The following is a 12,512-nucleotide window of genomic DNA, read 5'->3' on the forward strand; positions in this document are numbered from 1 at the left end:
GAACCACGTATGGTTGTCCGCACCCTTGGTGGGGGGAACGGCAAACAGAAGGAGCCCGAGGTGGACACGTCGACGACCGAAGATGTCGCCGGGCGGTTGTTCCTGGCAGTGGGCAGGCTGTCCCGATCGCTGCGGCAAGCCGGGTCACCCGGTCCCGGGCACGGGTCGATCTCGGCCCTGGCGACCCTGGCCGCTTCGGGATCGATGCGGCTCGGTGACCTGGCAGCGAAAGAAGGCGTGGCAGCAGCGACCATGTCCCGGATCGTCGCAGGCCTGGTCGACGCCGGATACGCCCGCCGCGAACCCGACCCCATCGACCGCCGAGCCTGGCTGGCCACAGCGACCGAGGACGGCGAGCGCATGCTGTCCGGCCTCCGCTCCACCCGCGTACACGAACTGAACAAACGCATCGACCGCCTATCCCCAGAACTGCAACATGATCTGGCGAGGGGTTTGCTGGCGATGGAAGCCTTGTTGTCCGACGAGGACTAGGCAGGCGAGGGGCGGCAGGCAGGGGGGCGAAAGCCCACGGGGCGAGTTGGGTGGTCATCCCGTCGCCTGAAACAGGCACGATCACTTTTCGTCAGGGCCGCAACATCCGTACTCGGCGTGCAGCCGAGAACACAATGCTTGCGGGCCTGGCGAAAAGTGATATTCGAAAACCGCAGGCGACGGGATGACCACCCAACTCAACCACCTCGAAAAGGTGAGATCCCCTGGGCCCCTCATCCCGGAGCCAGCCCGCCGGCGAGGCATCTTTTTCTTTTGATCTTTGGCTTTGGCTTTTGGCTCCCGCAGGTGCCCTGCCGGATTGTGGTGGGACCGGGCGCAAGGCGCCCTCGACCCGGCGCAGGCCCTCCCCCGCCCCGATCTTTGAGTGTTCGCGGGAAGCGGGTTTTGTCAAGGCGGGAAAGATGCCTTGACAAAACCCGCTTCCCGCAAGGGCGGCTTGGGATCGGGGTGGGGGAGGGAGTGGGCGGTGTGCGGTGCTGGGTTGTGTTGCCCGGTGGCGGTTTGTTTTTACCGCGTTTCTGGGGCTAGGCGCCAGAAGGCTGAGACTGGGCCTACGTTTTTGCCCATGGGGTAGGCGTTTTTTACTGCGTTGCTGACGAACCATTTTGCGAATTCCGCTGCCTCTGGCATCGCCATGCCGCGTGCTAGTCCTGCTGTTAGTGCCGATGCCATTGAGTCGCCTGCGCCGTGGGTGTGGGGTGTTGCGATGCGGGGGCCCGGCAGTTCCAGGAAAGTCTTGCCGTCGTAGAGAAGGTCGACGCAGTCCGGGTCGTCCGTCAAGTGTCCACTTTTGACCAAAACGTACCGCGGCCCCAGTGTATGCAGGGCAACGGCGGCCTCGTGCATGTCTGCCCGTCCGGTCACTGTGACACCCGTCAGCAGGCGCACCTCGTCGAGGTTCGGGGTGAGCACCGTCGCCCGTGGCAAGAGTAGGTCTCGCAGGGCGGCCAGGCCTGCCTCGTCGAAGAGGGGGTGGCCGTGCATCGAGGCGGCGACCGGGTCCACGACGAACGGGATCATCCCATCCCGGCCGATGTTGGCCCGGTCGCAGGCCTCCGCGACCGTTTTGATGATCTCCGCCGACGCGAGCATGCCGGTCTTCGCCGCGTTGACGCCCATGTCCGTGGCGACGGCTTCGATCTGGCCGGCGACGATATGCGGCGGGATGTCCGCCCGGTCGTGCACGCCAAGGGTGTTCTGCACTGTCACCGCCGTGACCGCGACCAGCCCGTGGACGCCACATGTCAGGAAGGTTCGCAGGTCAGCCTGCAAACCCGCCGCACCACCAGAGTCCGAACCCGCGATCGTCAGCGCACTGGGAACCATCCGCCTAGTGTCGCAGCCGCCAGAACGGGGACACCGGGCCGACACCCGCACCCAGGTCGTACGCATCCAACACCGACCGTTCGATGAACCGCTTGCCCTCGGCCACCGCATCGGGCACACCGAGATCCTGCGCCAGCGACGCGGTGATCGCCGAGGCCAGGGTGTCACCACCACCATGCGTGTTCTTCGTCTGGTACCGCGGCCCGCTCAGCTCGATGTACTGCACACCATCCGACAGCAGATCCACACACTCCGGATCCGACTCCAGATGCCCGCCCTTGACCAGCACCCATTGTGGCCCGAACTCCAGCAACGCCTCAGCCGCACGGCGCTGGCTGTCCCGGTCCGTCACCTCGACACCCGTCAACAATCGCACCTCGTCGAGGTTCGGGGTGACCAGTGTCGCCCGCGGGAACAACTCGGTGCGAATCGCCTCCAGGGCTTCCTCACGCAGCAACGGATGCCCGGTCATCGAGGCGGCAACGGGATCCACCACGAACGGCGTCTCCGCCGACCGTCCGATGTGGACCTCGTCGAGCGTCTTGGCGACCGATTCGATGATCTCGGCCGTCGCGAGCATGCCGGTCTTCGCCGCGTCCACGCCCATGTCGTCGGCGACGGCCTTGATCTGTGCGCTGACCACCTCCGCCGGGATCTCGGTGAATCCTTGCACTCCCAGCGAGTTTTGCACGGTCACCGCGGTGACCGCCGTCATCCCGTGCACCCCGCAGGCGAAGAACGTCCGCAGGTCGGCCTGGATGCCCGCACCACCACCGGAATCGGAACCGGCGATGGTGAGGGCAGTCCGCGGTGTTCCGGTCATCAGTCGACGACCGGGAGGTACACGTGGTTGCCGTGCTCGCTGAACTCGTCGGACTTCTCGCGCATACCGGCTTCGATGGCATCCACAGTGGACAGACCATGCTCCGCGGCGTACTTGCGCACGTCCTGGGTGATGCGCATCGAACAGAACTTCGGCCCGCACATGGAGCAGAAGTGCGCGGTCTTCGCCGGCTCGGCGGGCAACGTCTCGTCGTGGAACGAACGCGCGGTGTCGGGGTCGAGCGCCAGGTTGAACTGGTCGTTCCAGCGAAACTCGAAGCGCGCCTTGGACAATTCGTTGTCCCAGTCTTGCGCGTACTGGTGCCCCTTCGCGAGATCAGCGCTGTGCGCGGCGATCTTGTACGTGATCACCCCGGTCTTCACGTCGTCCCGGTTCGGCAGGCCGAGGTGCTCCTTCGGGGTGACGTAGCACAGCATCGCCGTGCCGTACCAGCCGATCTGCGCAGCCCCGATGGCCGACGTGATGTGGTCGTACGCCGGCGCGATGTCCGTCGCAAGTGGACCGAGCGTGTAGAACGGCGCCTCGCCGCAGAGCCGTTCCTCCAGCTCCACGTTCTCCTTGATCTTGTGCATCGGCACGTGGCCCGGGCCCTCGATCATCACCTGCACGTCGTGCGCACGCGCGATGTGCGTCAGCTCGCCCAAGGTCTCCAACTCGGCGAACTGGGCACGGTCGTTGGCGTCGGCGATCGACCCCGGACGCAGGCCGTCACCGAGGGAGAACGTGACGTCGTACTGCCGGAGGATCTCGCAGAGCTCCTCGAAATGCGTGTACAGGAAGGATTCCTGGTGATGCGCGAGACACCAGGCGGCCATGATCGACCCGCCGCGCGACACGATGCCGGTGACCCGGTTCGCGGTCAGCGGCACGTAGCGCAGCAGCACCCCGGCGTGCACGGTCATGTAGTCCACGCCCTGCTCGCACTGCTCGACGACGGTGTCCCGGTAGATCTCCCAGGTGAGTTTTTCCGGCTCCCCGTCGACCTTTTCCAGCGCCTGGTAGATCGGCACGGTGCCGACCGGCACCGGCGAGTTGCGCACGATCCATTCGCGTGTCTCGTGAATGCGCTTACCGGTGGACAGGTCCATGATCGTGTCGGCACCCCAGCGGGTGGCCCAGACCATCTTGTCGACCTCTTCCTCGACCGAGGACCACACGGCCGAGTTGCCCATGTTCGCGTTGACCTTCACCAGGAAGTTCTTCCCGATGATCATCGGTTCGCTCTCGGGATGCTTACGGTTCACCGGAATCACCGCCCGGCCGCGGGCGACCTCGTCGCGGACGAACTCCGCGCTGACCCGCTCCCGCGCCGCGACGAACTCCATCTCGCGGGTGATCACACCCGCTTTCGCCCAGCCCAGCTGGGTGTTGTGCTCCTGCGACCAGCCGCTGCGCAGCGGCTGAAGTCCACTGTGGACGTCGATCCGCGCGTCGGGATCCGTGTACGGGCCGGACGTGTCGTAGACATCGAAATGATCACCGTTGGAAAGGTCGATCCGCCGCGCGGGGACCCGAAGCCCCGATTCCGTGGCGTGATGGACCTTCCGTGACCCGGTGATCGGACCTGTGGTGACGCTGACGGCAGCGTTGTTCTCCAGGGTCGTCAAAGCAGAGTCACTCCCTACGCCGGCATTACCCGGTCAGGTTCGGCGGTCGGTGACACCGGGTCCGGAACGGACGACCAGTCACCCTCTCAGCCCGCCAAGGCGCGAGCTCCCGCGATTTCTGTTGTGCTCTCGACCATGCCATGCGGCGACGCGAAGAACAAGTGCGGGCCCCGGCGCAGGGCCGGGACCCGCACCGGATCACAGCAGCTCGAAGCCCTCGGCCATGCTCGCGAACAGCTCCTCGTCCTCGTCCGGAACCGACGTGCCGCAGCCGAGGCAGAACGACACACCGTCCCGCACGGACAGGTACTCCCGCACCGCCCAGGTGCGCCCGGCGTCGTGCTTCGCGCACCGCAGGAGGGCCGCCGGGCGGCCCGCCATCGTCGCCGAAGCGATCTCGAAATCGGTGAAACCCGATCGCGCCAGCGACGGCTGGACCAGCTCGGCCAGCTCCATCACGTCCCGGTCCGGTTTCACCGGCTGCCGGAAGACGATCACGCTGTGCCGGCGATCGGGCACGTCACCGAACCGGGCGGTCTCCCACGGGCTGTTCTTCAGGTTCGGCGGCCGCTCGTCCCAGCCCCGCGGAATCCGGACGGCGTAACCGAAATCGGGTTTCTCGACACGTTGCCACTGCATCAGGTGTCTCCTCGGATCGCGCCGAAGGTTGCTGAGAGCAGCGGTATACGACTTCCCGGTACGACGCATACGCGCCCGGACGTGGCGTTTGAGGCTCTTGTTCGCTGTCATCAGGCCCTCGGCCCCGCGTTTCCGAGCGTTGTCAACCGGCGAGCTCGGTCGGCGCCGCGATGACGTCGACCATCGCGCCGTTGCGCAGCACCGTGATCGGCAGCCGGGTGCCGATCACCTCACCGAACAGCTGACGCTGGATGTCCTGCGCGTCGGAAACCCGCGCGCGACCGACGGTCAGCACCAGGTCACCCGCGCTCAGGCCGGCCCGCGCGGCCGGTCCGCCGGGCACCACCTCGACCACGCGCAGTCCCGCGCGCTGGCCGGTGTGCTCGGCGACCTCGTCCGGCAGCGGCGCCGGCACGCCGACCACGCCGAGATACGCGCGCCGAACCTTGCCTTCGACCAGCAGGGTGTCGACGATGCGCCGGGTCGTCGCGTTGATCGGCACCGCCATCCCGAGCCCGATCCCGGCGACCGCCGTGTTCACGCCCACGACGCGCCCGCCGGAGTCCGCGAGCGCGCCGCCCGAGTTGCCGGGGTTGAGCGCCGCATCGGTCTGGATCACGTTCTCGATCACGCGCCCCGCCCGCGCGGTGCGCACCGGCAGTGACCGCCCGAGCGCGCTGACCACCCCGGCCGTCACCGACCCGGCGAGCCCGAGCGGGCTGCCGACCGCGACCACCAGCTGCCCGACGACCAGCTTGTCCGCGTCCCCGAGGGTCGCCGCGGGCGGCGCCTCCCGGACCCGGACCACCGCGAGATCCGACAGCGGGTCCGCGCCCACCACCGTGAAGTCCGCTTCCGTGCCATCGGAAAACGTCGCGACCCCGGTCCGATCCCGGCCGACCACGTGCGCGTTCGTGATCAGGAACCCGTCGTCGGTGAAGACGACGCCCGAACCACCGCCGCGCGCCAGCCGCAGGCTCGCCACATGCGGCGTCATCTCCGCCGCGACCGTGCTCACCGTCCGTGAATAGGCATCGAGGGCATCGGCGTCCGTCACCACAACCACCACCTCGATTACAGCGTTACTTCTGCAATCCAGTGTGCGCCCGCGATGTCCGGTCGTGCGATTCGTTCACCAGGAGCGAACTCGGGCCCACCGCTCGCCGAGATACCAGCCGCCCAGGGCGATCCCGGCGCCGACGAGGAAGAGGACGAGATCGGTTCCGAAGGCGCTGCCACCGAACCCGGCGACGGCGGCCGCGAAGGCGAGGATCAGGCCGAGGGCGGTGATCGCCAAGCCGCCCAAGCGCGCGAGGTGCGTTCTGGCGCCGGCCTGCGCGGGCGGCTGTGGGGGAGTCTGCGGCGGGACGGCGGGTGCGAACGCCATGGTGGGCTGCGGAGGCGCCCACTGCTGGGTGGCCGGGGTGAATGCCGGGGGCTGTCGCGGCGTGTGGATTTCCGGCGTGGGTGGCGCGGCGGGCGCCGACTGTTGTTCGGGCGCGGGCAGGAGGTGGGTCCGTGCGGTGTCGACGTCCAGTACCGGGATGCCGAGTTCCGCCGCGCGGCCGAGTCGGGGTTCCGAATCGGCGACGTCCGGGCAGGCGACCAGATGCGTCACGGACGCCGTGAGCCGCTGCGCCAGCTGCAGGCCGTTGCTGAGCACCGCCGCGCGGAAGACGTCCGCATCCGCCTCGCCGCCCAGGACGAGTACCCGCGTCGGGCCGCCCGCGTGCTTGGTCGGGCGGAGGCCTGCGACCAGGCCGGGGACGTCCAGCGCGGCCGCGACCGTTTTCAGGTCGGCCACCTCTTCCGCCGTCAGGATCCCGTCGGACTCCGCGATCGTACGCATGCCCTCGACGAATCCGGTGTGGACTCGCCGCAGGTCCTCGCCCGCGAGTCCAGCCGCAGCGGCGAGCTGGGTCAGGGCCGCCGCCTCGTCGGCGGAAATGTGCCGGTCCGCCAAGGCATTCCCCAGCAGGTCCAGATACGCCTCTTCCAGCGAGGAGGCCGCGGCCGCGGGGATCCGCTCCGGCAGCTCAGCGGTCCACGCCGGGACGCGCGCGGGTAGCGTCGCGCGGCGCGGCGCCAGTGGCCGCGACTTCGCGAACTGCGGCACCATGGCGAACCGCGGCTGGTCCGTGAGACGCAGGCCGTGCGCGCTCATCAGCGTCGTGACCACCTGGGCGCAGGCGCGGGCGTCACCGAGCGCCGTGTGCGCCGGAAAGTCCGCCAGGCCGAGCGAGCGCGCGACCGTGGCGAGGCGATAGTTAGGCAGCCGCAAGGTGTCCTTCGCGGTGGTCAGCGTGCACAGCCCGGGCAGCCCGGCCAGACCGATGCCGTAGCGGTCCAGTTCCCGCCGCAGGAACCGCGCCTCGAAGTCGAGGTTATGCGCGACCAGCACACTGTCGCGCAGAAAGTCGGAAAGATAGGCGAAAGCCTCCGGGAGAGTGGGTGCGAAATCGAGTTCTCCCCGGGTGATCCCGTGCACGTGAACCGGTCCCGGGGAAATACCCGGACCTGGATTGACCACTGTGGACAGTTCGCCGAGCACTATTCCGTCGGCGGTGGTCCGGACCGCGGCGAGTTCCACGATATGACCGGGAGCCAGCGCCGACGTTTCGAAGTCGATCGCGGTGAACTCCAGGCCACGGGGGTCGAACCGGCCGGTTCGGGACAGTCTGAGTACGTCGATGACTTCGGGCACGTCCGGATCATCGGAATTTTCACGCGTCGCGTGACGGCCCGTTATGTACTCGCAATGAGCGCTGTAACGGAATGACCATCCGGCGCGAGGAAACCGGCATGACTTCCGTCGCGCCGGTTTCCCGGCGCCCGCCACGCTGGCTCTTGATCATACTCGGCGCACTGGCGGTACTTTTCTTGCTCGGCGCTGTTTTCGGTGCGAAATCACCGCCCACGAACACAGCAGCACCGGCACCGGTCACCACCACGACGACCACCCAGCCGCCGGCCGACGGGTACACGGTGGTGACCGTCGTCGACGCGGCGACGGTCGTGGTCAGCGATGCCCAGGGTGCGCGGAAGACGGTGCAGGTGCCCGGTGTGAAGGCGCCCCTGGCGGCGACGGCCTGTTTCGCGCCGGAGTCCATTGCCGGGGCGACCACTCTGCTGGCGAACCAGCGGCTGACCCTCGCCGCCGACGGAGGCATCGTGCTGGCGAACGGCACCGACTACGCGAGCGCGGTCATCGGAGCCGGGTACGCGAGGGCCGGCGTGGCACCCCTGCAGGCGGCGGAGGCCAAGGCGCGCACGGCAGTTCTCGGTCTGTGGGCGCCACCCTGCAACGGTGACATCGACCACCCGGCGTTCACGCCGCCGCCCCCGCCGCCGAGCCCGGTCCCGGTGACCACCACCACGAAGCCGAAGCCCACCACCCGCGTGACGACGGAGGAGGCGCGGCCGTCCACTGCGGAGCGCACCACGGAGCCCGATGTGGACAGTGGCGTGTATTACGCGAACTGCACCGAGGCCAAGGCGGCGCACGCCGCGCCGCTCCACATCGGAGACCCCGGCTACCGGCCCGCGCTGGACCGCGACAAGGACGGCGTGGCCTGCGAGTAGCCGCGCGTCCGGCCGGAATTCAGTCCTTCGGTTCCTTGGGGGGCAGCCAGGAGAGCCCAGGCACGCCCCACTTGTTCTTCTTCAGCATCCGTTTCGCCTCGCGCGCGTAGCGGCCGATGAGGCGGTCCAGGTAGATGTACCCGTCGAGGTGGTCGGTCTCGTGCTGCAGGCAGCGCGCGAAGTAGCCGGTGCCTTCCACCTCGATCGGCGTGCCCTCGACGTCGAACCCGGTCACCTTCGCCCACTTCGCGCGGCCCGTCGGGTACGACTCACCGGGGGCGGAGAGGCAGCCTTCCCAGTCGTCGTCCGGGTCCGGCATGGTCTCCGGGATCTCCGACGTCTCCAGCTTCGGGTTCACCACGGCGCCCTTGTGCCGGACGCCTTCGTCGTCGGGACAGTCGTAGACGAACAGCCGCAGGTCGAGACCGATCTGGTTGGCCGCGAGCCCCACCCCCTCGGCCGCGTACATGGTCTCGAACATGTCGTCGACGAGCGTGCGCAGCTCGTCGTCGAACTTGTCGACCTCGCGCGTCGGGTGGTGCAGCACGGGATCACCGGCGATGCAGATGGGGTGAATCGTCACAATCGGCGATCGTACCTACCGCCGCATCGTGACGCGCCGGGCCGTGATCCCGCACTGGGGCCCCCTGCCCGTGGTTGAATGACGCGGCGGAATGACAACCGTGTTCTTCGGTGATTTGAGGAGTCTGATGGACGCCGCGGAGTCGATGGCCGGCGGTCGGCCGTCCCCGCCCCGCCCTGCCGGCCTGTCGGAGCGCGAGGTCGCGATCCTGGCCTTCGAGCGCCAGTGGTGGCGCTACGCCGGGGCCAAGGAGGAGGGGATCCGCGAGCAGTTCAGCCTCTCGCCGACGCGGTACTACCAGCTGCTCAACCAGTTGCTCGAGAAACCCGAGGCAGTGCGGGCGGATCCGATGCTGGTGAAGCGACTGCGCAAACTGCGCACCACGCGCGCGCGCAGCCGGGTGGCCCGGCGGCTGGGAATCGAGGGACGATGAACTTCTTCCAGGGCCTGTCCCGGCCGATGCGCCTGGCCGGTGCGGTGCTGCTCGTGATCGCCGCCGGTGCCGCGATCGTCGGCATCGTGACCGCCGTGTCCGGTGGCCCCACCAACACGGCCGAGCCGACGACGTCCGCCGCACCGCCGTCGCCCGGCCCGGGTGGCGGCAGCGCGTCGCCGACCACTTCGCCGTCGGCCGCGCCGCCCAGCGCGACCACCCCACCGCCCGCGACGACGTCCGCCGCGCCGCCGTCTTCCGCTCCCGCGGGGGCGCCGACGCCCGGACCGAACGGCGGGGTCCCGGCCGACCAGGCCGCGGCGAAGTGGGTGCCGGTGCGGGTCTACAACAACAGCACGATCCACGGGCTCGCCGCGCGCGCCGCCGACGACCTGCGGGCCGACGGCTGGAACGTCGCCGAGGTGTCGAACTATCCGTACGGGATCATCCCGACCACGACGGCGTTCTACACCCCGGGAACGGACGAGGAGACCGCGGCGAAGGCGATCGCGACATCGTTCGGCATGAAGTCCGACGTCCGCTTCCAGGGCATCCAGAGCGCGAGCCCCGGCGTGATCGTCATCGTCACCAACGACTACCAGGGCTTGCGCGTCAAGGGTTCCTGAGGGTCGCGAGCGTCGGACTCACCGTCGCGAACGTACGACTCACCGTCGTGAGTGTCGGACTCGCCGGGGCGGGTGTGTGGCTTGCGCGTGTCCGACGCTCGCGACGCCGAGTCCGACAGCCAGGACGGCGAGTTCTACGTTCGGTGTTCGGCGTAGGCGGCCAGGGTGGCCAGTTGCACCGGGTCGAGTGACGGGCGGACCACCGAGCGGGCGGTGGTCAGGTGCGCGGCCGTCACCTCGGTCGCGTCCAGGGACTCGCGCATCGCGGTCAGCGCCGCCTCGCGGATGAGCGCCGCGCAGTCCGCGGCCGAGTAGCCATCCAAAGTGGACGCCAGCACGTCGAGGTCCACATCGGACGCCAGCGGGGTGTTCTTCGCCGTCGCGCGCAGGATGTCCGCGCGGGCCTCGGCGTCCGGCGGTGGCACGTACACGAGCCGCTCCAACCGTCCTGGCCGCAACAGGGCCGGGTCGACCAGGTCCGGCCGGTTGGTCGCCCCGAGCACGACGACGTCGCGCATCGGCTCCACCCCGTCCAGTTCGGTGAGCAGCGCGGCCACGACCCGGTCCGACACGCCGGAGTCGCTGGACTGCCCGCGCCGTGGGGCGAGCGCGTCGATCTCGTCCAGGAACACCAGCGCCGGCGCGGCTTCCGCGGCGCGGCGGAACAGTTCGCGGACGGCGCGCTCGGACTCGCCGACCCACTTGTCGAGCAGCTCGGCACCCTTGACCGCGAACACGCTCAGCGCCCCGGTACCCGCCAGCGCCCGCACCAGGAACGTCTTCCCGCCACCCGGCGGCCCGTACAGCAGCACCCCGCGCGGTGGCGCGACACCCAGGCGGGCAAAGGAATCCGGGTAGCGCAACGGCCACAGCACCGCCTCGGTCAGCGACTGCTTCACCTCTTGCATGTCGCCGACGTCGTCGAGGGAGATCCCGCCGGTTGCCAGGGTGTCCGAAGTGGACATCGAGATCGGCCGGACGGTCGCGAGCGCGTCGAACAGATCCTGTTGGGAGATCCGGGGTTCCTCGGCGTCACGCTGACGCAGCGCGGCGCGCAGGGCGGCGTCGCGACGAAGCGCGATGAGGTCCGCGGCCACGAAGGCGGGCGTCTTCTCGGCCAGCCCACCGCAGTCCAGACCGGGCTCGACCGGCACGTCCCGAAGCAGGATCCGCAGCAGTTCGGTGCGGGTTTTGGCGTCCGGCAAGGGAATCGCCAGCTCGCGGTCGAGCAGGTCGGGGCCGCGCAGCCGCGCGTCACAGTCCTCGGGACGAGCGGTGGTCGCGATCAGCGCGAAGCCGGGCCTGCCCAGCGCCGTCCGCAGCTCGTCGAGCACGATCGTCGCGAGCGGGGGCTGGTTGGCGGCGGGCAGCAAGGCGTCGACATCGGCGAGCAGCAGCACCGTGGGCTCGCCCGTGGTCGCCCGGGCGATGGTGTCGCGCAGCGCCGCCGCGGCCGCATTCGGCTCCAGCACGGCGATGGTGGGCGCGGCGAGGCTCAGCACCCGGATCTTCTCCGCGGCCGCGACCGAGCGCACGAGTGTCGACTTGCCGACGCCTTCCGGGCCGGACAGCAGCACGCCCAGCCGCGCCGAGGTGCCGAGGCGGGTCAGGAGTTCGGGCCGGTGGAACGCGAGATCGAACCACTCGGCGAGCGTGCGCGCCTGTGCCTGCGCGCCCACCAGATCGGCCACCGGCACCGCTTCGCCGCCCTCCTCGAACATCGGGGCCGGCGGGGCGGTCTGCACCGTGGTCGTCGCCGGAGCCGCGGCCGCGGCCGGTGTGGTCGCGCCATTGCGCCAGCCGACGACCGTGGACTGCCCGACCGCCACGACGCCCACCGGTTCGGTCGCGGTGACGGTCAGCAGCTCGGTGGTCCAGGTGGCGCCGATCGTGCGCGACAGCTGCCCGCGCACCGACGCGACATCCGCCCCCGGCGGCGGCGCGAGATCCTGTGGCAGCAACGAAACCGCGTCGCCGACCGTGATGACCTTGCCGATCAGCGCGAGCCGCAGCGTGTGCTCGGAGACCGAGACGCTGGCCAGCCGCGACCCGGCGACCGTGACCGTCCGCGCGGCCGACACCTCGGCGGGCGCGACCACGATCTCGGTTCCTTCGGTGACACCGAGATTGGACATCGTCACGTCGTCGGCGAGCACGGTGCCGGGCGGGTTGCCCGCGTCGGCCGGCGCGGCGAGCGCGGCACTGCGGCGGGCACCGGTCAGGTGCACCGCGTCCCAGGCGCGCAGGCCGAGCGCGTCGAGCACCTCCGGGTGCAGCCGCACCACCCCGCGGCGCGTGTCGAGCGCGGACGGCGTGTGCCGCACGGTCAAAGTGATCTGCGGATCGCTCACGGCCCCAC

Annotated in this window: 12 protein-coding genes and 1 riboswitch; of the genes, 4 read left to right on the plus strand and 8 right to left on the minus strand. The window is 69.5% G+C overall.

Annotated elements, in window-relative coordinates; translation table 11 throughout:
- Window positions 1–9: 9 nt before the first annotated feature.
- On the plus strand, window positions 10–492 hold the full coding sequence (locus LOZ83_RS36580) for a MarR family transcriptional regulator (RefSeq protein ID WP_255826816.1): 483 nt from the start codon (window positions 10–12) through the stop codon (window positions 490–492).
- Between the two features lie 528 nt (window positions 493–1,020).
- On the opposite strand, the gene thiD (LOZ83_RS36585) is transcribed toward LOZ83_RS36580, so the two are convergent.
- The 6 genes from thiD (LOZ83_RS36585) to LOZ83_RS36610 form a co-directional block, all read right to left on the minus strand.
- Window positions 1,021–1,839, minus strand: a complete 819-nt coding sequence (thiD, locus tag LOZ83_RS36585) for a bifunctional hydroxymethylpyrimidine kinase/phosphomethylpyrimidine kinase (protein ID WP_236796453.1) — start codon at window positions 1,837–1,839, stop codon at window positions 1,021–1,023.
- Window positions 1,840–1,843: 4 nt separating this feature from the next.
- Complete coding sequence (thiD, locus tag LOZ83_RS36590; protein WP_236796454.1) at window positions 1,844–2,662, minus strand: bifunctional hydroxymethylpyrimidine kinase/phosphomethylpyrimidine kinase; 819 nt, start codon at window positions 2,660–2,662, stop codon at window positions 1,844–1,846.
- Window positions 2,662–4,290, minus strand: coding sequence for a phosphomethylpyrimidine synthase ThiC (gene thiC, locus LOZ83_RS36595; RefSeq protein WP_304512178.1), 1,629 nt, complete (start codon window positions 4,288–4,290; stop codon window positions 2,662–2,664). The genes thiD (LOZ83_RS36590) and thiC overlap by 1 nt, the downstream gene beginning before the upstream one ends.
- A riboswitch (TPP riboswitch) is annotated at window positions 4,285–4,413 on the minus strand. Its footprint overlaps the gene before it by 6 nt.
- A gap of 75 nt (window positions 4,414–4,488) precedes the next feature.
- A complete protein-coding gene (locus LOZ83_RS36600; RefSeq protein ID WP_236796455.1) occupies window positions 4,489–4,929 on the minus strand; it encodes a hypothetical protein in 441 nt (146 codons plus the stop codon).
- Between the two features lie 142 nt (window positions 4,930–5,071).
- Window positions 5,072–5,926, minus strand: a complete 855-nt coding sequence (locus LOZ83_RS36605; protein WP_236796488.1) for a S1C family serine protease — start codon at window positions 5,924–5,926, stop codon at window positions 5,072–5,074.
- 135 nt (window positions 5,927–6,061) lie between these two features.
- Entirely contained in the window at window positions 6,062–7,633 is a 1,572-nt protein-coding gene (locus LOZ83_RS36610) for an exonuclease domain-containing protein (protein WP_236796456.1), read from the minus strand.
- Between the two features lie 98 nt (window positions 7,634–7,731).
- Here LOZ83_RS36610 and LOZ83_RS36615 point away from each other — a divergent pair, with 98 nt between their 5' ends.
- Window positions 7,732–8,511, plus strand: coding sequence for an excalibur calcium-binding domain-containing protein (locus tag LOZ83_RS36615; RefSeq protein WP_236796457.1), 780 nt, complete (start codon window positions 7,732–7,734; stop codon window positions 8,509–8,511).
- Window positions 8,512–8,530: 19 nt separating this feature from the next.
- Here the strand turns inward: LOZ83_RS36615 and LOZ83_RS36620 are convergent, their stop codons facing one another.
- Window positions 8,531–9,094, minus strand: a complete 564-nt coding sequence (locus tag LOZ83_RS36620) for a peptide deformylase (protein WP_236796458.1) — start codon at window positions 9,092–9,094, stop codon at window positions 8,531–8,533.
- A 127-nt stretch (window positions 9,095–9,221) separates the two neighbouring features.
- Here LOZ83_RS36620 and LOZ83_RS36625 point away from each other — a divergent pair, with 127 nt between their 5' ends.
- The gene (locus LOZ83_RS36625; RefSeq protein ID WP_236796489.1) at window positions 9,222–9,527 is read left to right on the plus strand and encodes a DUF3263 domain-containing protein; all 306 of its coding nucleotides are present in this window, start codon (window positions 9,222–9,224) and stop codon (window positions 9,525–9,527) included.
- A complete protein-coding gene (locus LOZ83_RS36630; RefSeq protein WP_236796459.1) occupies window positions 9,524–10,153 on the plus strand; it encodes a LytR C-terminal domain-containing protein in 630 nt (209 codons plus the stop codon). Before LOZ83_RS36625 ends, LOZ83_RS36630 begins: the two co-directional genes overlap by 4 nt.
- Window positions 10,154–10,287: 134 nt before the next feature.
- Here the strand turns inward: LOZ83_RS36630 and LOZ83_RS36635 are convergent, their stop codons facing one another.
- On the minus strand, window positions 10,288–12,504 hold the full coding sequence (locus LOZ83_RS36635; RefSeq protein ID WP_236796460.1) for an AAA family ATPase: 2,217 nt from the start codon (window positions 12,502–12,504) through the stop codon (window positions 10,288–10,290).
- Window positions 12,505–12,512: the final 8 nt, after the last annotated feature.

Source organism: Amycolatopsis sp. GM8 (assembly GCF_021653975.1).
In the GTDB taxonomy this organism is placed as follows: Bacteria; Actinomycetota; Actinomycetes; order Mycobacteriales; family Pseudonocardiaceae; genus Amycolatopsis_E.

Excerpts from the sequence above, each read along its gene's own strand:
- LOZ83_RS36580 (WP_255826816.1), top strand. The coding sequence starts at position 10 with ATGGTTGTCCGCACCCTTGGTGGGGGGAACGGCAAACAGAAGGAGCCC.
- thiD (WP_236796453.1), bottom strand. The coding sequence starts at position 1,839 with ATGGTTCCCAGTGCGCTGACGATCGCGGGTTCGGACTCTGGTGGTGCG.
- thiD (WP_236796454.1), bottom strand. The coding sequence starts at position 2,662 with ATGACCGGAACACCGCGGACTGCCCTCACCATCGCCGGTTCCGATTCC.
- LOZ83_RS36600 (WP_236796455.1), bottom strand. The coding sequence starts at position 4,929 with ATGCAGTGGCAACGTGTCGAGAAACCCGATTTCGGTTACGCCGTCCGG.
- LOZ83_RS36605 (WP_236796488.1), bottom strand. The coding sequence starts at position 5,926 with ATGACGCCGCATGTGGCGAGCCTGCGGCTGGCGCGCGGCGGTGGTTCG.
- LOZ83_RS36615 (WP_236796457.1), top strand. The coding sequence starts at position 7,732 with ATGACTTCCGTCGCGCCGGTTTCCCGGCGCCCGCCACGCTGGCTCTTG.
- LOZ83_RS36625 (WP_236796489.1), top strand. The coding sequence starts at position 9,222 with ATGGACGCCGCGGAGTCGATGGCCGGCGGTCGGCCGTCCCCGCCCCGC.
- LOZ83_RS36630 (WP_236796459.1), top strand. The coding sequence starts at position 9,524 with ATGAACTTCTTCCAGGGCCTGTCCCGGCCGATGCGCCTGGCCGGTGCG.